Annotated in this window: 14 protein-coding genes; all 14 read right to left on the bottom strand. The window is 67.3% G+C overall.

Annotated features, from left to right (window positions below):
- Positions 1–17: 17 nt before the first annotated feature.
- The 14 genes from tssA to tssH all read right to left on the bottom strand — a co-directional run bounded on the left by tssA (position 18) and on the right by tssH (position 18591).
- The gene (tssA, locus tag FVF58_RS43000; RefSeq protein ID WP_149675697.1) at positions 18–1163 is read right to left on the bottom strand and encodes a type VI secretion system protein TssA; all 1146 of its coding nucleotides are present in this window, start codon (positions 1161–1163) and stop codon (positions 18–20) included.
- Positions 1160–5359, bottom strand: a complete 4200-nt coding sequence (locus FVF58_RS42995; protein WP_149675696.1) for a type VI secretion system protein — start codon at positions 5357–5359, stop codon at positions 1160–1162. The genes tssA and FVF58_RS42995 overlap by 4 nt, the downstream gene beginning before the upstream one ends.
- 37 nt (positions 5360–5396) lie before the next feature.
- Positions 5397–6149, bottom strand: coding sequence for a DotU family type IV/VI secretion system protein (locus tag FVF58_RS42990; RefSeq protein WP_149675695.1), 753 nt, complete (start codon positions 6147–6149; stop codon positions 5397–5399).
- A gap of 24 nt (positions 6150–6173) precedes the next feature.
- Positions 6174–7505, bottom strand: coding sequence for a type VI secretion system baseplate subunit TssK (gene tssK, locus FVF58_RS42985; protein ID WP_149675694.1), 1332 nt, complete (start codon positions 7503–7505; stop codon positions 6174–6176).
- 96 nt (positions 7506–7601) lie between these two features.
- A complete protein-coding gene (locus FVF58_RS42980; RefSeq protein WP_246217464.1) occupies positions 7602–8156 on the bottom strand; it encodes a hypothetical protein in 555 nt (184 codons plus the stop codon).
- Positions 8153–9571, bottom strand: coding sequence for a dicarboxylate/amino acid:cation symporter (locus FVF58_RS42975; RefSeq protein ID WP_149675693.1), 1419 nt, complete (start codon positions 9569–9571; stop codon positions 8153–8155). Before FVF58_RS42975 ends, FVF58_RS42980 begins: the two co-directional genes overlap by 4 nt.
- A complete protein-coding gene (gene cuyB / locus FVF58_RS42970) occupies positions 9568–10278 on the bottom strand; it encodes a cysteate racemase (RefSeq protein ID WP_149675692.1) in 711 nt (236 codons plus the stop codon). Before cuyB ends, FVF58_RS42975 begins: the two co-directional genes overlap by 4 nt.
- A gap of 9 nt (positions 10279–10287) precedes the next feature.
- Positions 10288–11562 carry a dicarboxylate/amino acid:cation symporter gene (locus FVF58_RS42965; RefSeq protein ID WP_149675716.1) on the bottom strand — a complete coding sequence of 425 codons (1275 nt, stop codon included), beginning with the start codon at positions 11560–11562 and terminating at the stop codon, positions 10288–10290.
- Positions 11563–11582: 20 nt separating this feature from the next.
- Positions 11583–12572, bottom strand: coding sequence for an ABC transporter substrate-binding protein (locus tag FVF58_RS42960; protein WP_149675691.1), 990 nt, complete (start codon positions 12570–12572; stop codon positions 11583–11585).
- A 14-nt stretch (positions 12573–12586) separates the two neighbouring features.
- Positions 12587–12832, bottom strand: a complete 246-nt coding sequence (locus FVF58_RS42955) for a hypothetical protein (RefSeq protein WP_149675690.1) — start codon at positions 12830–12832, stop codon at positions 12587–12589.
- Positions 12833–12868: 36 nt separating this feature from the next.
- Positions 12869–13255: a DUF4280 domain-containing protein gene (locus tag FVF58_RS42950; protein WP_149675689.1), complete on the bottom strand. Its 387-nt coding sequence runs from the start codon at positions 13253–13255 to the stop codon at positions 12869–12871.
- A gap of 2 nt (positions 13256–13257) precedes the next feature.
- Positions 13258–13989 carry a toxin-antitoxin system YwqK family antitoxin gene (locus FVF58_RS42945; protein ID WP_246217463.1) on the bottom strand — a complete coding sequence of 244 codons (732 nt, stop codon included), beginning with the start codon at positions 13987–13989 and terminating at the stop codon, positions 13258–13260.
- A gap of 11 nt (positions 13990–14000) precedes the next feature.
- A complete protein-coding gene (locus FVF58_RS42940) occupies positions 14001–15893 on the bottom strand; it encodes a type VI secretion system Vgr family protein (protein ID WP_149675688.1) in 1893 nt (630 codons plus the stop codon).
- Between the two features lies 1 nt (position 15894).
- Entirely contained in the window at positions 15895–18591 is a 2697-nt protein-coding gene (gene tssH, locus FVF58_RS42935) for a type VI secretion system ATPase TssH (RefSeq protein WP_149675687.1), read from the bottom strand.
- Positions 18592–18606: the final 15 nt, after the last annotated feature.

The following is an 18606-nucleotide window of genomic DNA, read 5'->3' as shown; positions in this document are numbered from 1 at the left end:
ACAGCGTGAAACATGGGCTATTCATGCACGCCCAGCATCGCGAAATAACGGTTGAGGTCGCCCTCCTGCCTCACCACCTCGCGCATCAGTTCAGGCAGCGGCATGCCGCCCCATGCAACCGCGCGCCTGAGCAGATAGGGCGTCGGGCTGTGCGGCTCGGCTTGGGCCAGGTATTGCGCGATTTCGTCGAGCAACTGGTAGGCGTGGTTGCGATCGGCGATACGAAACGGCGTCATCACGGTGCGCGCCGGTTCGTGCGACACGTGAATGCTGCCGTCTTCGGCGGCGTCGTTCGATGCCGGCTCCAACGCCTGGCTCCATGCCTCGTCCGATACGTGACCAACCGGCGCTTGAGCCTCGTCGATCACCGGCAGCCCCCGCTCCCCCCGCAGCGATCTCGCCGCACGTTGCAAATCCATGAGTGCCTCCATCACGCGAGAAAAGCTCGGCGCGTCGTTGCCCAATTGCATGTCGAGACTGCGCTCGAGCGTTGCGGTCATGTCGAGTGCCGCGCTCAGCTGCTCTTCCAGGCGCAGCAGATCGGCGACGTTGGAACCCTTCGACACTTCGCCGTCGAGAAACTCGCGCGTCAGTTCCCCGGACGCGTCGCGCTCCGATGCACGGCCCGCGACACGCACCCAGTCGTCGAGATTGATCGACCCCGGTTCGACGCTCAACGTCAAGAGCCGGATCTGCAGCTTGAGCACCATCGAGAGGGTCTGGTTGATCCACACGAATGGCGCGACCCGCGCATCGGCGTCGCCTTCTTCGAGTTGCGGATAGGCATGGGCCCAGAACCGTTCGGCGAGCGCGTGCAGCAAACGCATGCCGTCCACGAAACCGTCCACGCCGCGCTCGCAGGTCCACGCCTCGCAAAGCCACGCCGCGAGTTGGAAGTCCTTGCTGCGGGTGCGCAGCGCGTCGCCGCTCAGCGCGGCAACCGTTTTCCAGTCGGCCTTGATGAGCGGGCGCTCCCATTCGCGCATCGGCAACGACGGGTCGTCCTGACGCCGCGCGTCGCGAATCTTCTGGAACACCGGATCGTTGCGCAGCGACACGCCCACGCCGTCGCCGTCCGGAAGCGGGGCGAGGTACGCGTCGATGCGGTCCGTCGAGGCGGCAAGCGCGGCAGGTGCAAGTTCAAGCGAAGCAGGCGCGTTCATGAAGCGGTCCAGTCAGGTGCGCGGGTCGGAAAACTGCCCGGCCAGGGCAGCGCGGTCTTTTTGCCGGTCGGGCTCAACACGAGTCGCACGAACACCTGTCCGCGCGACTGCCTCGGCAGCAGCGCTTCATCGGCGACGTTCACCACGCCCAGCGGAAACTCGAACTTCAGCAGTTGCGACGTGCTGCCGGTGCGCGCGCCCGCGTCGGCGACACGCTGCCGGCTGACGAACGAAAGCAGCGCCCACGGATCGCTGGACGTCCAGGTCAGCGTGCGGCCGTCGGTCGAATACGCGCGCTGCTGCGGATCGACCGCCGCGTCGAGCGGCGAGTCCTTCGCGAAACGCAGCGTCAGCGAAACCGGCATCCCGTACTCCCAGTGCAACGAACGCGGCGCATCGCGCAGCGACACGCTCTGGTCGCCGACCTTCAGCGTCCAGTCGATCACCTGGTTGGCGGCGATTTCGTTGCTGCGGTTGGCGCGGAAATCGACGTTGACGTCGAGCCCGGTCGGCGCACCGTCCGTCGCCGGATACAACGGCGAGAGCAGCGCGTCGACCTGATCGAAGTTGTCGACGAACTGGCGCATTGGCGCCTTGCCGCCGATCATCTTCTCGCCAGCGCCCTTGCGCGCCTGCTGGAACACTTGCGAGACGCGCTCGTAATGGCGCAACGCCTGGCCCAGCTCGGCGAAATCGGCGCTGTTCGCATCGCCGTTGATGCCGCGCCCCGGCACGCCGAACGGCGGATGCCCCGCCACGCCCTGGTTGAACACGGTGGCGAAGCCGTCCCATTGCTGACGCAGATCATCGACATAGCCCTGGCCGCAACGCGCGAGCAAGGTGTCGTACAGACGCGCATGCAGCGTGCTGAAGTAATCGCCCGTGGCGAGCCCCGATGGCCGCGGCGGGAAGCGTCCAATGCAGTCGCCCGCGCCCGGCTCGGCGGCCACCGTCTGCACGAATTGCTCGAGCGCGAACAGGCTGCTGTTGGGGTTCTTCAACTGATAGCGGTCGAGATCGCGGACGATCGCCTGCCAGCGCAGCGCGAGCGGCGAGCCCGCCTCGGCGGGTCCGAGCGCGGCCAGGTAAGCCGACGCCTGGCGGCCGAGCGTGGTGGCGCGCGTCGCCTGCTGATCGAGATACGCGCCGAGCGAGCCCACGTCGTTGAGCCCGAACGCCGCCAGCATGGTGCCGTGCGCGGCGCTGCCGGAGGCCGGCGCGGGCCGCGTCGAGTACAGCTCGGAGCGGCTCAGCGCGTCATCGACGAGACGCAGATGCGCGAGCGCGTCGCGCGATACCAGCGTGTCGAGGTCGTCGATCTGCGTCGAGGCGCCCATGTCCACCAGCGCCGCGCGAATCTTGACGAGCCGCAGCCGCGCGGCGTCGAAAGCGGCGCTGTCGGCCTCGCCCTGCGCGGGCGTCACCGTCGCGGCCGCCGCCACCTGATCGCCGATCAGACGCGCGAACTGCGCGTCGACCGCCTGCTCGATCGCGGGCTGCACCGCTTCCGGCAGATTTGCGAGACCGTCGGCGAGGAAGCGCTTGCGCACGTCGCCGAGCGCGAGCGCCTGATCGAGCTGCACGCGGTCCCATGCGACCACCGAACCGTCCGCTAGCGCGGGCATGGTCAAGGCGCGCGGCGCGACCATGAAGGGCTGATTCAGCAGCTTGGTCAAGCCGTCTCGCAGTGCGACGCGCTCGGGTGACACGTCATAGCGCGCGCCCTTGTCGGTCCACACGATGCCGGCGTCCGGACCGCCCAGGCGCAACGCCAGCTCGCTGCGGAACGCCTGGAACGCGCTACCCGAACGCTCACGCACGCGCGCGACCAGATCGGGGCCGAGCAGCCGGCTCTGCGCGGCGCGCGCGAAGGTGCGGTCATAGACCGGACCGGGCGCGAACTGCGTCTGCCGCATCCACCCGCCCTTGCCGGCCGCGAGCAGATCCTGCTGCGCGCCGACGCCCGCGACGATCGCCCGGTAGTTGTTCGACACCTGCGTGAAATCGGCGGCGTTTGCGTCCGCCACTGACAGCGTATTCAGGTGAGTGGTGATCGAACGCTCGGCCGCGAGCAGCGGATTGGCCGTGAACAGCGCATCGTCGATCTGTTGCGCACCCTTGTCGAACGAACAGCGCAGCGCCTGCTGCACCGTTTGCAGGTTGATGCCGCCGGTGCCGTCGGACGCATACGCGCCGCCGCGACTTCCATTGCGATAGAAGTACGGCAAGCTCGCCGCAACGTTGCCCTGCAACTCGGTGCCGAATGCGTAGCGCACCGCCAGCCGCAACGCGTCGGCGTTATCCGCCGAAGGGTGCTGCAAGCGCTCCATCGCCTGCAACGCGGCATCCAGTTGATCCACCGAACCTACGTAGCGTTGCAACGCGCGCATCGCCGGTTGATCTTCGGGCCCGAGGCTCGCCGCCGCCGGCGTATCGGCGCTGCTGGTCTGCGGTGCCGCGCAGTCGTCGCCGACAATCAGCTGGCCCGTGCCCGGATCCCGCGCGACGCCGGTCAATTGCCCCACGTGCGCGAGCATCTCGCGCTCCAGCGCCGTCACCGCAATGCCGCCGAACTCGCGTTCGAAGCGCTCGCGCACCCGTTCGTTCAGATCGTCGACCACGCCCCACGAGCCCGGCATGAACACGGTCCACGCGGTGCTCGTCTGCAGCCGGTCGTTCAACGCGATCAGCGCGAGCGCCTTGCGGCGATACCAGTCGGCAGGCAATTGCACGCCGCCCTGCTCGGCGGCCGCGCGTTCCTGGCCGTCCTTGCGCAATTCTTCGAGCGCGCTCACCAGCGCGCCATTGCGATGATTCAGCTGGACCGTCGCGACGACGAGTCCGAGCCCCCAGCCGCCCAGCAGAACCAGGCCACCCCAGCGCAGCGCGCGATGCAGCGTCGGACGTGCCAGATGCTGCGAGCGCGAGGGCCGCGTGAGCCCGTATTCGAGGAAGATCTTCTTGTCGAACAGATCGCGCAGGAATGCCGGGCGCAGCATCAGGTCGTTGACCGTCTGCGTGGCGTCGAAGGCACGCGCTTCGTCGCGGGCGGGCTCGCGGGTCACCACGACCGCCGTGCCGGTGTCGCCTTCTTCTCCGTCCATGCCGACCAGCGCCGGTTCGGCGCGTCCGTAGACGTCGGGTTCGCTGTTCGCCGCATACTGCGCCGTGTAGTCCCCGAGCGCGGGCGCCGCCACGCTGCGCTGCGCGAGTTCGCTGCTATCGCCCGTCAGATAGATACCGCGAAAGAAGAACGGCTCGTGATACGCGCTCGCGCGTAGCAACTCGTCGATGTACAACTGCAACTGCGCGCGCATCGCGTCGATGCGCGTGGGCAGCAGCAGGCATTCGCGCGCGTCGAGATCGCCCGAATCGAGCGCGAACAGCTCGGCGCTCGCATCCGACACCGAGCGTTCGATGCTGCTCATCGCCGTGTCGACCCAGTCCGACTGATACGTTACCGACAAATCGTACGGCGACGACCAGCCCAGCATGCTCGCGCGCAACGGCTCCGGCAACGCGCGCGCAAACGCGGCGAAGCCCGTCAGCGCTTCGCAGCCGGTTACCACCACGTACACCGCGAAACGCATCGCGAAGCGGTTCTGCGCGAGCCATAGGCGTCGATGCGCGAGCTTCGCATGGCGCACGAGTTCGAGCCGCGCGTCGGTGTTTTCGGCGAGCAGCATCGAGGCCGGCACCGTGATCACCACCGAATCGAACGGCCGCTGCGGCCGGTAATTGCGGCACAGGCTGAGGAATTCGTCCCACGGTTTTTCGTCGCCGTCCTCGTCGGGCGAGCCGAGATAGACCGCCTTGATATCGACCACGATGCCGCGATCGAAGAACTGCCACGAAATGCCCTGGGTCGCGGCGGGGCTCGCCGCTTCGGCGCTCAGCACGCTCGCCACGCCCGATTGCGCGATCGGCAAGGGGCGCGGATCGTCGCCTTCGTTGAGCACCAGCACCCATGGAACGTTGTAGCGCTCCGCGCGCGACGCGATGTTGCCTTCCACCAGCTCCACGGCCTGACGAAACGCGCTGCGCAACGAATCGGTGCGCAGCCGCACGATCTTGCGCTCCGCACCGGGCTTGGCCTGCGCGCCATGCAGCGCGAAATACACGACCACGCCGAGCACCGCGCACACGACGACGATCAGCACCGCCACCGACAACAGAAACAGATTGCTCGTCAGCATGGGCACGCTCCGGCAAATGACGAAAGAAGCGCGTGCGTCATGAACTCACTCCCGCTACCGCGTCGCCATGCAGCGCCGTGCGCACCGGCCACGACTGCCATAGCCACAACATCTCCGAGACCGCCAGCAGCGCGGCGAAGGACAGCAGGCCGATCACGGTCCAGCGGCTGACGGTGGGCAGCTTGCGCGGCGCGATGTGCGAAATCGTATTGCCGTACGCGGCATCCGCGAGCACCCGGTCGCGTCCGCCGAGATCGGCGCGCCGCTGATAGACGAACTCGTAAAGCTCCTCGCGGTAGCTGCGCAAACGCCCGCTGCCGTCGGTGCCGCGAAAACGTCCCTGAAAGCCCATCGCGAGCGCGAACAGACACATTCGCGCGACATCGCGGCGCGACGGCTCGCGGTCGGACAGCAACTGCTCGATCTTGCGGAACACCAGATCGCCCGCGACGTTGGTGCGAAAGAGCGTCGATTCGAGCAGGTACGCGGTCCAGTTTTCGCGGCCGGTCCACGGCGTGTTCAGCAGGATCTCGTCGGCGAGCACCGCCTTCAGATAACGCGCATCCGCGAGGTTCTCCAGATCGAAGCGCGTGCTGTCGCGATGCGACTGCAAGGTCTGCACTTCGAGCAGGTTCAGCAGATGGCGGCTCAGGCCGCTCGCGGCCTGTTCGGGATCGCCTTCCGACTGCTCGGAGAAACGCTTCTGCGCTTTCACGAGCTCGTCGAGAAAGGCGCGGAACTGCGTCATCACCAGATCGTTTTCTTCAGATTCAATTCGATTGCGTGCCATGCTTGGCTACCTTTTTCCCGGCCGTCAGCCTTTGACGAACAACAGCATTTCCTGCGGCCGCTGCGCGCTTGCGCCTTCGTTCGGATTGCTGATCACGAGTGCTTCGCTGGCGACGATCAGGCCCGGATCGGCCTGGATTTCGAACAGCAGATAGCCGGAACCCGAGCGAATCCCCAGTTCCTCCGCGTAGTCGACCACGCGGCGCGCGGCGCCCAGCACGCGGCGGCTGCGCAACGACGCGTAGATCGACTGCGAACCGATCACCGAACCGTCCATCCACGCGAGCAGATCGCGATCGGATTGGCCGCGCAGACCGACCACGATCCGTTCGCCGATCCATTCGGCGTTCAGCGCGATCTCGAATGCGCCGTGACGGAATTCGAACTTGTGCTCGCGATAGCCCTCGCCGACTTCCGACACCGCGTCGCGCAAGGTGCGCAACAGCGGCGTGAACACCGCGAGCGGATCTGCGTGGTCGTAGTCGGGCGGTACCGGCGGCAAGCCGCCCGGCACCAGCATGGCGAGCGAGCCGCTCAACGCGGCGAGCGCGTGATACAGCGCGAGCGGATGCAGATGTGGCGTGCGCAGCACCGCTTCGGCGAGCGGCAGCGCCGCGAGCAGGCTGCGCAGCCGGTCCTTCAATTCGAGCTGGGTGAGCCGGTCGTCGACCTTCGACGACGGATTCGCCGTCTGCCGCGCGACGAACGCCGCCTTGCCGCGCAGTTGCCCGAGCAGCGTCGCGACGCTCGCCCACAGCGGCGTGTCGCGCGGCACTTCGAGCAACGGCGGCAGACGTTCGGCGAGACGCACGACTTCGTTGTCGCGATAGAGGCTGCCAAGCCGCAGCGCCACGACCATCGCCGACGGCAATTCGCCGGCCGACAGCGCGAGATTCGGCACGAGCCGCGGCACGTCGGCGGGCGGTGCATCGGAGATTTCGTCTTCGACCGGCGCGCCGAGCGTCGAGCGAAACCGGCGCACTTCGCCGTCGCGCCGCATCGATGCGGCGCCCGGCAGCGTCAGGTAGAAATCGAGCGGCCCTTTCGCGAGCTGCTCGGCGTAGGGTTCGAGCGACAGTTCGAGCCGCCCCTGCTGGCCCGAGTCGGCGGAGTACGACACCGCCGTGCCGTCGGGCATGATCGCGTCGAGCGCGAGCACGCGGACCATGCCGGCCGGCAGCAAACCGGTGTCCAGCACGAGGCGCCGCACGCCCCAGCTGAACGGCGCGGCGGCCAGCGTCTGCCACGCGACCAGCGAATCGACTCGCGCGCTCATCAACTGGAAGTGCTGCGGCGCGAGCAACAGCCCTTCATGCCATTCGATGCGGTCGACGACCGGCGTCATCCGTTCAGACATCGCGCACGCTCCCTGCAAACGCCGCATTGCACGCAGCAGAACCAGGGACGCGCGCCGGCGCGGTTTTCAGTGTGTTCATTGCAAGTCCGAATACGCTCATTTCACCGTCGAGACAGTGAACGTGCTGGTGTTCAGCTGCACGGCAAGATCGCCGCCGAGCTGTTCGATCCGCACGCGATGCGCGCCCGGATCCGTGTAGTTGGCAAACAGAAACGCCGCCGCGACGCGCGGCCGGCCGAACGTGTCGCCGGTCAGCTCGATGCGCTGCCCCGGCACCAGTTCCCAGCTCTTGTAGCGCAGCGACTTGGGAAAGGTGTTGGCGAGATCCTGGCGCGCGGCAAACCACTTCGAGGCCGGCAACTCTGCGATGCGCGCGAGCATCGTGTCGTCGGTGACGAAGACGACGTCGACCGCGACCGGGCTGTTGTTGTTGACGTCGTCCTCGGCGACCAGCGTCAGATGATCCCAGCGCACCTTGTCGCCCTTGAAGCTGAACATCGACGGCATCGCGCAGCCGGCGACGAGGCCGCTCACGCAGAGCGCCAACAACGCGCCGCGCAGCCGCCGCAGCGCGCGTGCCGCGCCGCCCGTCCCAAGCGTGAGTCGCGCGGTGAGCGCGCCGTCATTCGAAACCGTTTGGCCCTTCTTCATTTCGCTCCTACCCCTACGCCCATCAAGACAATCAGCGACGCCGCAACGACGACGCATCCCGTCGCGAGCACGAGTTGCCCGCGCGTAAATGCCAACCGCAAGACCGCGCCGGCCTCGGGCCGGTCGCCGAATTCGGCGACCGGCGCGCGCTCGGCCGGCAGCCCCGCGGACACCAGCGCCACGACCGTGCACACCGACAGCAGACTCAGCAGGTTGCGCGGGCCTTCGCAGATCAGATCGACCGCGATCAGCAGCACGCCCGCCGCTTCGACCGGCAACTGCAACATCGACAGCACCATGCCCACGTATCCGATGCTCGCGGCGCCCGTGCGGCCGGCCGACGCGAACGCGGCGACGGTGGCCGTCGCGCCGATCAGCGCGAGTTCGCCGGCGCCGAGCGGCCGGTCGTACAGGTTCGCGATAAACACCGTGGCGAGCGCGAAATACAGCGCCGAACCGGCGCGCACGAACACGCTGCCGAACGGCACCACCAGTTCCGCGACGCCACGGCTGAAACCGAGGCGCGTGCTCATCGCTTCGATCGTGTGCGGGATCGGCGCGGTCGCGCTGCCCGATGTGAGACCGACCAGCATCGGCGCTTTCAGCGCGGCAGCCACGCGGGTCAGCGGCGCGTGCGAGCGCGCCGCGATCACCACGACGGCGAGCGCACACAACGCGGCCGTGCCGCCGAGAAAGCTGACGAGGAATCCGCTCATCGCGTCGAAGGTGGCGTGCTCGGTCTGCGCGGCCAGATGCGCGGCTGTGCCGAATGCCAGCACCGGTAGCAACAGGTTCGCGTATTCGATCAACGTTTCGAGGCTGCGGTAGATGCTTTCGAATACGCTGTGCAGCACACGTGTCTGCTCGCTCGAGAGCGCCGCGAACGCCATGCCGAACAGGATCGTGCCGGTCAGAATGCCGAGCGCGTGGCCGCCGGCCAGCACGCGATAGAAGTTGTCGGGCACCACGTCGCTCAGCGCGAGCGCGGACGCCGCCGAGCCGGGGTGATCGACGCCGAACAGCTTGATGCGCATGTCTTCCGCGTCGCTTGCGCTTTGCAGCACCAGTTGGCCCAATTGCCGATGCGCGTCGTCGGACAGGTGCAGCCCCGGCCCGCTCAGCACACCGGCGAGCGTGCCGCCGACGGCGCTCACGAACACCAGCCCCAGCGCGAGCGTCAGCATCGTGCCGATCCGCAGTCCCGGATGAGACAGCAGGATCAGCTGGCGCAGTCCGAAGAACATCGCGACGACCAGCAACGGCACCGCCGCCATGTTGACCAGCGCCAGATAGATCTGCCCGATAAAGAACGCAAAACCGCCGACCGGCGGCGCGAACGCGCCCGCCACGCCGCCGAGCGCGAAGCACAGCAGCAACACCAGCGTGCTGTTCGAGAGGCGCTTCAGGACGTTCATCGACGGATGTTCCAGCCGCGCGCGAGACCATACGACACCGTCGCGCGCGCCAGTTCGAGCGTGCTGTCGATCAGCTGCAGCGAGGGCGCCGCGAGCCGCCGCGCCGCCAGCGGAATCTCCGTGCAGCCCATCACCGCGGCCCTGCAGCCGCGCGCGGCGAAGGCCGCGAGCGCCGCTTCGAGTTGCACCGCCGACGCGTCCAGGTCGCCCGCCTTCACGGCCTGAATGCATGCGTCGATGTGTTCCTGCGTCGCGCCGCTCGGCACGATGGGTTCGATATCGCTGCGCTCCAGGATGCGTTGATACAGCCCCGACGCCAGCGTACCGCCGGTCGCCAGCACCGCCGCACGCCGCGTGCCGTGCGGGATCGCCGCGACGCAAGCCTCGGCGATGTGCAGGATCGGCGCGCGGCTGCGCTTGCACATCGCGTCATACCAGTAGTGCGCGGAATTGCACGGAATGGCGATCAGCTCGACGCCGGTGCGGTTCAGCATGTCGATGCCGTCGAGCAACGCGGGCAGCGGGTCTTCGCCCTCTGCCAGGATGGCCGTAGAGCGGTCCGGAATATGCGGCAGGTTCGCGAGCAGCAGCGGCAGATGCTGCTGATCGCACGATGCGCCGGCCGCACTGGTCAGCTCGATCACCCGCTCGAAGAAATCGACCGTGGCGAGCGGCCCCATCCCGCCGAGAATGCCAATCAGTGCCATGCGATTCACCTAGATCTTGAGCGGACGCGGGCAGATCACCGTCACGGCGGCCGTATTGCCGATCACGAGAATCAGCGTGCGCAGCATGTCGCACAGCGGATCGACGGCGAGGAACAGAATGAACGCGGCTTCGAACGGCAGGCTCAGATACACACAGGTCATGCCGATCAGCGACACCGTCACGAGCCCCGTCATGCCGGCCGACGCGAACCCGGCCAGCACCGACGCGAGCAGCACCGTGCTGACTTCGACGATGCCCAGCGGATGCCCGTAGAGCTGCGCGATGAAAAGCGTCGCGCACACGTAGTACACCATCGGCCCGACGCGCAGGAGCGACACGGTCAGCGGCACCATCAGTTCGACGCGGGCGCGCGCGAAGCCGAGGCCGTCCACCAGACTTTCGATCATGCTCGGCATGCACGCCGCGCTGTTGCGCGTGGCGAGCGCGAGCGCGAACGGCGCGCGCAGCGCGTCGAGCGTCTGGCCGAGCGAGTGGCTGGAGCGTTTCCAGATCACCACCGCGGCCAGCGCGACCAGCAGCAGCGAGACCACGAAGAACGCGATCACGAACTGCAGCATCGCGTGCAGCGGACCGACACCCGATTTGCCGAGTTGCGCGGCGCTCATGCAGAAGAGAATCAGCGGCAGCGGATAGCTCAACCAGTGCATCAGCTTCTGGCACGCGTGGTAGACCGTTTCCAGCGCCTGGCTCAGACCGACCGAGATGCGCTCCGGCACGCGGCCGACCGCGAGGCCGAACAGCAGCGCGAACACCAGCGCCTTGAGCGCATCGCCGTTGGCGAGCGCGGCGAAGATGTTGGTCGGCACGAGGCTCGTCAGCACGTCGTACAGGTTCACGCCTTTCGCGGCGGCGTCGGTGCCGTACAGGTTCATCACCGTTTCGTTCGAGGTCGTGTCGTTGCCGACCATCATCCCGAAGGTGTGCATCGTCGCGCTGGAGAGGTTCATGCCGGGGCGCATCACCAGCAGCACGAGCGCGCCGACCACCGCCACCGTCGCCGACGCGCCGATGAACACGGTGACCACGCGCAACAGCAGCCGCGACGTGCCGCCGTCGCGAAAGAGCCGCTGCAGGCTGAAGATCACCGCCGACACCATGAACGGCAGCGTGGTCATCTTCAACAGGTTCACGTAGATGTCGCCGATGATCGAGAACTTCTGCGACAACTCGGGCAGCAGCAGCCCGAACGCACCGCCCATCGCCAGACTGCCGATCACCGCCCACGGGTTCACGGCCAGCGCGTAAATCTTGCTTGAATTGATCATGATCTTTCTGAAGCCGGTTAGTCGTTGGACGCTTGCAGCAGCGTCATCACGTCGATCTTGTTGGTGCGCTCGGCGAGGAACTGGTTGACGAACGCGAGCAGCGACGGCGCGCACACGTTCACGCCGATCGAGATCGTGTCGTCGAGGTCTTCGAGCGTGACCACGCGCAGACGCAGCGACGCGGTCGGGTCGACCTTCAGCACGTGCTTGACCTCGAACTCGTCGCGATAGGCGGCCGTCACTTCGCCCGCGTCGAGCGCCTTGAGCAGCGCGTCCCAGCTCGGGTAGCTCTGCACCTTCGCGTGCGGGAAATTGCTCGCCACGTAGGTCGCATACGACGAGTTCGTCACCACGCCGATGCTGCCGTCATAGCTGCGGATCACGTCGGGCACCGCGCGGCCCTTCGCGAGCTGCGCGAACTTCACGCGATTGAGCAGCAGCGCGCGATGCAGGCGGATATACGGCACGCTGAAGCTGACCACCTCGGCGCGCGTCAGCGTGCGCGACAGCTTGCTGATCGCCAGATCGGCGTCGCCGTTGGCGAGCAGCGTCACCACCGCGTCGAAGGTCTTCGCGTCGCGATTGAAGCGCGCTTTCACGCCGAGCTTGGCGGCCAGCTCCTTGGCGATGTCGATGTCGATGCCCACCAGCTGGCCGTTCTGCTGCTGGAAGAACGGCGGCTGATCGACGCCGAGCACCGCGACCACCAGTTCGCCGCGCGCGACGATGCGTGCGAATTCCGGCGTGAGCAGGCGGCCGTCCGGCATCTTCACGAGACCCGTCGTGGTGGTCGGCAAAGCGGCCGCCGGGTTCGCCTGGGCCGGCATGGCAGGAGTCGCGACCGCGTCGGCGGCGCTGCCGCCCGAGGTGGCCGCGAAAGCCGGCGTGCCCGCGAAGGCGAGACCGGCGGCGAGCGCCGCGCTCCAGCGGGAGAGACGGCGCAGCACGCGCGCGCTGCGAGTGGGCCGTTGCGGGATCGGCTCAGGTGTAAAGGACGGAAACGACATCTCGGGTACCGGTATCAGTAAGTGGAAGAATCGGAAGCAGCGGCGGGACTCTCCGGCGCGCCACCCTGCGTGCCGAGCGGAGCAGCGGCCGCCGGTGATGCCTGAGCGCTCGACGGCGTCGCCAGCACTGGCGACGAAGCCGGCCCGACAAAGCGCGCGCCGATCTCGAAGCCCAGTAAAAACAACAACGCACACAGCAACAGCGCGCAACCGAGTGCGATCGTCACCATCCGCGAAGTCATCGAAAAAACGTATTGCATCGTGTTGCTCTCAAGGAATCTGCTTGGGGAATCCGCTCACGGTACTTGTGCCGTGAATTGCGCCGGGGCCACGACTGAAATCACGCCACCCCACATGCACATCAACTTCGAGGCGTCCTGCAACGCCGGAAAATTGCCGATCAGCACGGTCGGCGAGCCCGGCATCCAGGGCGCGGTCGTCATCGGCAGGCAACCGACCGGCGTCAGCGCGCCGAGCGCGGCGGCGGTCGCCGCGGCGACCATCGGATTGGCCATGCAACTGCACATGCCGAACGGCATCACGTTGACCATCGGCGCGTGATCCATGATGGTGGCGGCCGGCGCGCCGGCGAGCACACCGCTCGCGGGCAGCACCGTCAGCGCGGAGGGCGCCGCGCCGAAGCTGCACTGGATCGTCGTCCCTGCGCTCACCAGCATGCCCATGGCTAGCCCCTCACCCATTTTTCGAGGTGGCGGATCACGCGCGGCGCGCCCTTCTCATCGGCTTGCGGCGCGGCAGCGAGCGGGCTTTGCCACGCGCCGAGCGGCTTGCCGTTCGCGTAGCGGCGCTCGGCGCTGACCCGGCCGTCCGGTGCGAAACGGCGCACCGTGCCGTGCAGCAGATCGCGCTGATACGACGCGCTCTGCACGAGCGAGCCATCGGCGGCGTAATCGCGCGTCTCGCCTTCGAGCATGCCGTTGCGATAGTTCGCCCGGCGCACGACCACGCCCTCATGCAGGAACACCGATTCGCGCGAGAGCTTGCCGGCTTCGTAGAACTGCCGCGAAGTCACCAGACCCGACGGCGCGTACGTCACGCTCTCGCCTTGCAGCACACCCAGCGCATACTGCCGGCGCGCGGCGAGCCGCCCGTTCTGGTACAGCGTGGTCGGGCCGTGAAGCAGGTCGGCTTCGTAGACGGACTCCTGCACCAGCGCGCCGCTTGCGTCGAACGCGCGCAACGGTCCGCACAACTTGCCCGCGACGTAGTTCGCTTGCAGCACACGCACGCCGCCCGCGCCGTAGCGCACCGTCTCGCCGTGCGGCACGCCATCGCGCAGCGACGTGCGCGCGACGCATTGACCGGCCGCGTCGAACTCTTCGACGCGCGCAGCCGCGCTCGCGCCATCGGCATGAAGCGCGGCGGCAATCGGCGTGGGGTTCAGGAGATCGGTCATGGTCGGTTCGCTCAGTTCAGCTTGATCAGCCCACCCTTGAGGGTGAGCATCCCGCCGCCGTCCACGGTCTGCGTCGCCGACGCTTTGCTCTGCACCTCCAGACCTTCGTTCGTCAGCGTCGTGCCGGCCTTGTTGCCGAGCGTCGTACCCGCCTGGCTCGACAGCGACGTGCCCGCCTTGAAGCTGATCGAGCCGCTCACGTCGATCACCAGATTGCCGCTGACCTTCAACGTGTAGTTGCCGGTCGTGGTGTGACTGAACGCGGCATGGCTGGTATGGGTCTCGTCGCCCGTCACGTCGACGGAGCGGGTGCCTTTCACCGTATGCGTCTCGTTGCCGGTCGAGACCGTCAGCGTGCGGTTGCCCGCTTTGACCACATGCGTTTCGTCGCCCGCGATCACGGTGGTCGTCAGCGCGTTTTCGATCGCGACGTTCATGTCCTTCTGCGCGTGCACATACAGCTCTTCGCTGTTGAGCTTGTCTTCCATGCGGATTTCGTTGCCCGCCGCGCCGCCTTTCGACGAACGCGAGCGCATCACGCTCTGGGTCTGCGAGCCCGGCAGGCTGACCGGCGGCGACATCTGCCCGTTGTAGACGCTGCCGGTGACGAGCGGCCGGTCCGGGTCGCCGTCCACGTAACTGACCACCACTTCCTGGCCGACGCGCGGCAGGAACAGATGGCCCCATCCCGCTCCCGCCGACGCCTGCGCGACGCGCACCCAGCACGAACTGTTTTCGTCAGCGGCGCTCGTGCGGTCCCAATGGAATTTCACCTTGATGCGGCCGAGCGAATCCGTCCAGATCTCTTCGCCCGACGACCCGGTGACCACCGCCGTATGCGTGCCCGCTACGATGGGGCGCGCGGTGACGCGCGGCGGACGGAACGCGACCTGCGCGGGGAACACGTCGAAGTCGTTGTCGTATTGATCATTGGTCGCGCGATGCTCGACTTTGCGCACTACGTACGCGACGTTGAAGCCCGCATTCGCATGCCCGGCGAGACTCACCTGGCTGCCCGCCGTCAGCGCGAAGCACACGCTCGCGGCATGGCCGGTCTGCTGGTCCATCTGCTGCGCGGCGAGTTGCAGCGCGGCGGCGCGCGCGCCGTCCGAGGCGCTCGGATAACGTCCGGGAAACGCGTAGCGCACGCCGGTCGCGCCGTGCGTTTGCGCCGTCGATGTCGCGTTGGACGTGCTGGCCGTCTTGTAGTCGTAATCGGCGACCACGTATTCGGCCGCGACCAGTCCCGTCGACATTTCGAAGCGGCTCACGCGCTCGCTCGCCGGATGCGCGACCGAGTCGCCGGAAAAGCGCAGCGTCGGACACGCGCCGGGCTGATGCGCCGATGGGCTGTCGGCGAGCACCATCGTGTGGGCGCCGTCGGCGAACGTGAAGAAGTAGAAGATGCCTTCCTCTTCCATCAACCGCGAGATGAATTGCAGCGCGCTTTCGTCGTATTGCACGCAGTATTCGCGCACCGCATAGCTGCCGCTCACGCGCGCGTCGATCACGACGCCGAACGCGGCCAGCACCTGCTTGACGATGTCGAGCGCGCTCAGGTTCTGATAGATCGCGCGGTCGCGGCCGAGCGACAGCAGCCACAGACGCGGCGCGAGTTCCGCCGAGTAGTAGCCGTATTGCGCACTCGCGCCGACTTGCGCAAAGCGCGTGACGATGCCGTTGAAAAAACGCGGCTCGGCCGACGACGGCCCGGCCAGCTTCACCGTCGCGCTCTTGCCGATGATGGTCTGCGGATCGAGCGCGATATTGGTCGAGCGCATGCGCAGGTCGAAGCGAAACGGCGCCGAGATCGCCTCACTGCCGCCGAAACCTTCGAGCAATAGCACGTCGGCGCCGAACGGCGTGGTGATCGATAGCAGGCAGCCGGTTTGCGTCGTCAGCACGTTACTGGTCCTCGCGCGGCGCAAAGCGGAAGGTGATGCCACCCGCCGTGTCGAGACCCAGCTGCACGCCGCCGAAGGGCTCCGCGACCGAGATGCGTTCCAGCACTTCGCGCGCAAGCTCCGGCAATACCGATTGGGTGAGGATGTGGTCGACATTGCGCGCGCCGCTGTCCACTTCCTTGCAGCGCTCGGTGATGGTGCGCGCGAAGGCGTCGTCCCAGGTGAGCGGCGCGTGATGGTTGCGCTCGAAGCGAGCGGCGAGCCGCGCGAGCTTCAGGTTCACGATCGACGTGATCTGCGCATCGCCGAGGTGGTAGTACGGCACCAGCACGAGGCGGCCGAGGAACGCCGGGCTGAATTGTTTGAGCAGCGCCGGACGCAGCCGCTCGATCAACTCCGCCGGCGGCGGACGGCGCCCGCCCTGGCTGGCTTCGGTGATGACGTCTTGCGCCGCGTTCGAAGTCAACAGGATCAGCGTGTTGCGGAAGTCGATCGGCACGCCTTCGCCGTCTTCCATCACGCCTTTGTCGAACACCTGGAAGAACAGCTCCAGTACGTCCGGATGCGCCTTCTCCATCTCGTCGAGCAGCACGACGCTATACGGACGGCGCCGGACGGCCTCGGTCAGCACGCCGCCACGTCCATAACCGACATAGCCCGGCGGCGCGCCCTTCAGCCCCGACACGCTGTGCGCTTCCTGAAACTCGGACATGTTCACGGTGATCATGTTGCGCTCGCCGCCGTACAGCATGTCGGCCAGCGCGGCGGCGGTCTCGGTCTTGCCGACGCCGCTCGGGCCGATCAGCAGGAACACGCCCACCGGCTTGCCCGGATCGTCGAGATCGGCGCGGAACGTGCGCACGCGCCGCGCGATCGCGTCGAGCGCCTCGTCCTGACCGACCACGCGCTCCGCGAGCTTCTCGTGCAGATACAGCACCGTGTGCAATTCGTCGGCGAGCATGCTGCCGACCGGGATGCCGGTCCAGCCGGAAATCACTTTCGCGACCATCTCCGAATCGACGCAGACCGGCACCATCGGCTCGTCGCTGCGCACCGCTTCGAGACCCTTTTCGAGGCGGCTGAGATTGGCCGCGAGCGACGCGCTGTCTTCGTCATCGATCGATTGGCCGATGCCCGCGACGTGCTGCGCAATCTTGCGGCGCCACGCGAGAATCTCGCCCACCGCGTGCCGTTCGGTGCCGAGCTTGTCGGTCAGGCGCGCATGCTGGGCGCGCTGTTCTTCGAGCTGGCGCGCGAGCGACGCGATCGCATCGGCGCGCTCGGCGCCCGTCGCCGCTTCGTGGCGCAGAATGCGCAACTGGCTTTCGGCGGCGTCGATCGCGCGGCCCAGCGCCTCGATCTCCTCAGGCACACCGTTCTGGCCGATGGCGACGCGCGCGCATGCCGTGTCGAGCACGCTGATCGCCTTGTCCGGCAACTGGCGCCCCGAGATATAGCGCTGCGACAGCTTGACCGCGTCGCGCACGGCCTCGTCGAGAATCTCCACGCCGTGATGCGCGGAGAGCTTCGGCACCATGCCGCGCAGCATTTCGATCGCCACCGCCTCGGACGGCTCTTCGACCTTGACCACCTGGAAGCGCCGCGCAAGCGCCGGATCGCGCTCGACGTACTTCTTGTATTCGGCCCAGGTCGTCGCGGCGATGGTGCGCAATTCGCCGCGCGCGAGCGCCGGCTTCAGCAGGTTCGCCGCGTCGCCCTGGCCTTCGCTGCCGCCCGCGCCGATCAGCTGATGCGCTTCGTCGATGAAGAGGATCACCGGCACCGGCGACGCCTTCACTTCGGCGATCACCGATTTGAGGCGGTTCTCGAACTCGCCTTTCACCCCGGCGCCGGCCTGGAGCAACGCGAGGTCCAGCGAACGCACCGACACGTTGGCCAGCGCCGGAGGCACCTGGCCGAGCACGATGCGCTGCGCGAAGCCTTCGACGACCGCGGTCTTGCCGACCCCCGCTTCGCCGGTCAGGATCGGATTGTTCTGGCGACGGCGCAGCAGCACGTCGATCAGTTGGCGGATTTCGGCGTCGCGGCCATAGATCGGGTCGATCGAGCCTTCGCGCGCCTGCGCGGTCAGATCGATCGTGTACTGTGCCAGGGCGGACGCGCGCCCGCCGTTCGCTTCCGGCGACGGCATCGCCGGCTGCGGACCTGCACCGCTTGCAGCTCTCGCCGCCGCTGCGCCCGTGCCCGTGCCCGTGCCGCTACTTTCCGCCGACCCGGCCAGCAACGTCGGCAGCACGTCGCGCAGACTCGCGCGCGGGATCTTCAGCAACGCGGGCGCGGAATCCAGCAGCATGCCGCGCAGACTGTCGACTTCGAGCAGCGCCAGCACCAGCGTGCCCGAACGGATCTGCTGTTCGCCGAGCAGCATCGAGCTGAGCAGCCACGCTTCCTGGAACAGCGACGAAAAGTTCGGCGACAGCGCGGGCGTGCGGCCGTTGCCGCGCTTGAACTGGTCGACCGCCTTCTGCAACTGCGCGGTCAGGTCCGCCTCGCGGACGTCGAAGTGTTCGATGATCGACTTTAGATCCGGCGCGTCCGACTCGACCAGCTGCAGCAGCAGATGCTCGATGTCCACGTTGTAATGCGTATGGCGCACGCACAGTTGCGCCGCTTGCTCCATCGCCAGCTTGCATACCGGATTGAGCCGGCTCAGCAGTGTTCGAATGTCGATATCCATATCGTCTCGTATGCC

It is taken from the genome of Paraburkholderia panacisoli (assembly GCF_008369935.1).
Lineage (GTDB): Bacteria > Pseudomonadota > Gammaproteobacteria > Burkholderiales > Burkholderiaceae > Paraburkholderia > Paraburkholderia panacisoli.
Note: the sequence above shows the minus strand (reverse complement) of the source record. Positions and strands in the feature narration are given on the sequence as shown.

Coding starts and splice junctions, on each gene's coding strand:
- FVF58_RS42945 (WP_246217463.1), bottom strand. CDS start 13,989: ATGACCGATCTCCTGAACCCCACGCCGATTGCCGCCGCGCTTCATGCC.
- FVF58_RS42990 (WP_149675695.1), bottom strand. CDS start 6,149: ATGGCACGCAATCGAATTGAATCTGAAGAAAACGATCTGGTGATGACG.
- tssA (WP_149675697.1), bottom strand. CDS start 1,163: ATGAACGCGCCTGCTTCGCTTGAACTTGCACCTGCCGCGCTTGCCGCC.
- cuyB (WP_149675692.1), bottom strand. CDS start 10,278: ATGGCACTGATTGGCATTCTCGGCGGGATGGGGCCGCTCGCCACGGTC.
- FVF58_RS42950 (WP_149675689.1), bottom strand. CDS start 13,255: ATGGGCATGCTGGTGAGCGCAGGGACGACGATCCAGTGCAGCTTCGGC.
- FVF58_RS42955 (WP_149675690.1), bottom strand. CDS start 12,832: ATGCAATACGTTTTTTCGATGACTTCGCGGATGGTGACGATCGCACTC.
- tssK (WP_149675694.1), bottom strand. CDS start 7,505: ATGTCTGAACGGATGACGCCGGTCGTCGACCGCATCGAATGGCATGAA.
- FVF58_RS42960 (WP_149675691.1), bottom strand. CDS start 12,572: ATGTCGTTTCCGTCCTTTACACCTGAGCCGATCCCGCAACGGCCCACT.
- FVF58_RS42975 (WP_149675693.1), bottom strand. CDS start 9,571: ATGAACGTCCTGAAGCGCCTCTCGAACAGCACGCTGGTGTTGCTGCTG.
- FVF58_RS42995 (WP_149675696.1), bottom strand. CDS start 5,359: ATGCTGACGAGCAATCTGTTTCTGTTGTCGGTGGCGGTGCTGATCGTC.
- FVF58_RS42980 (WP_246217464.1), bottom strand. CDS start 8,156: ATGAAGAAGGGCCAAACGGTTTCGAATGACGGCGCGCTCACCGCGCGA.
- tssH (WP_149675687.1), bottom strand. CDS start 18,591: ATGGATATCGACATTCGAACACTGCTGAGCCGGCTCAATCCGGTATGC.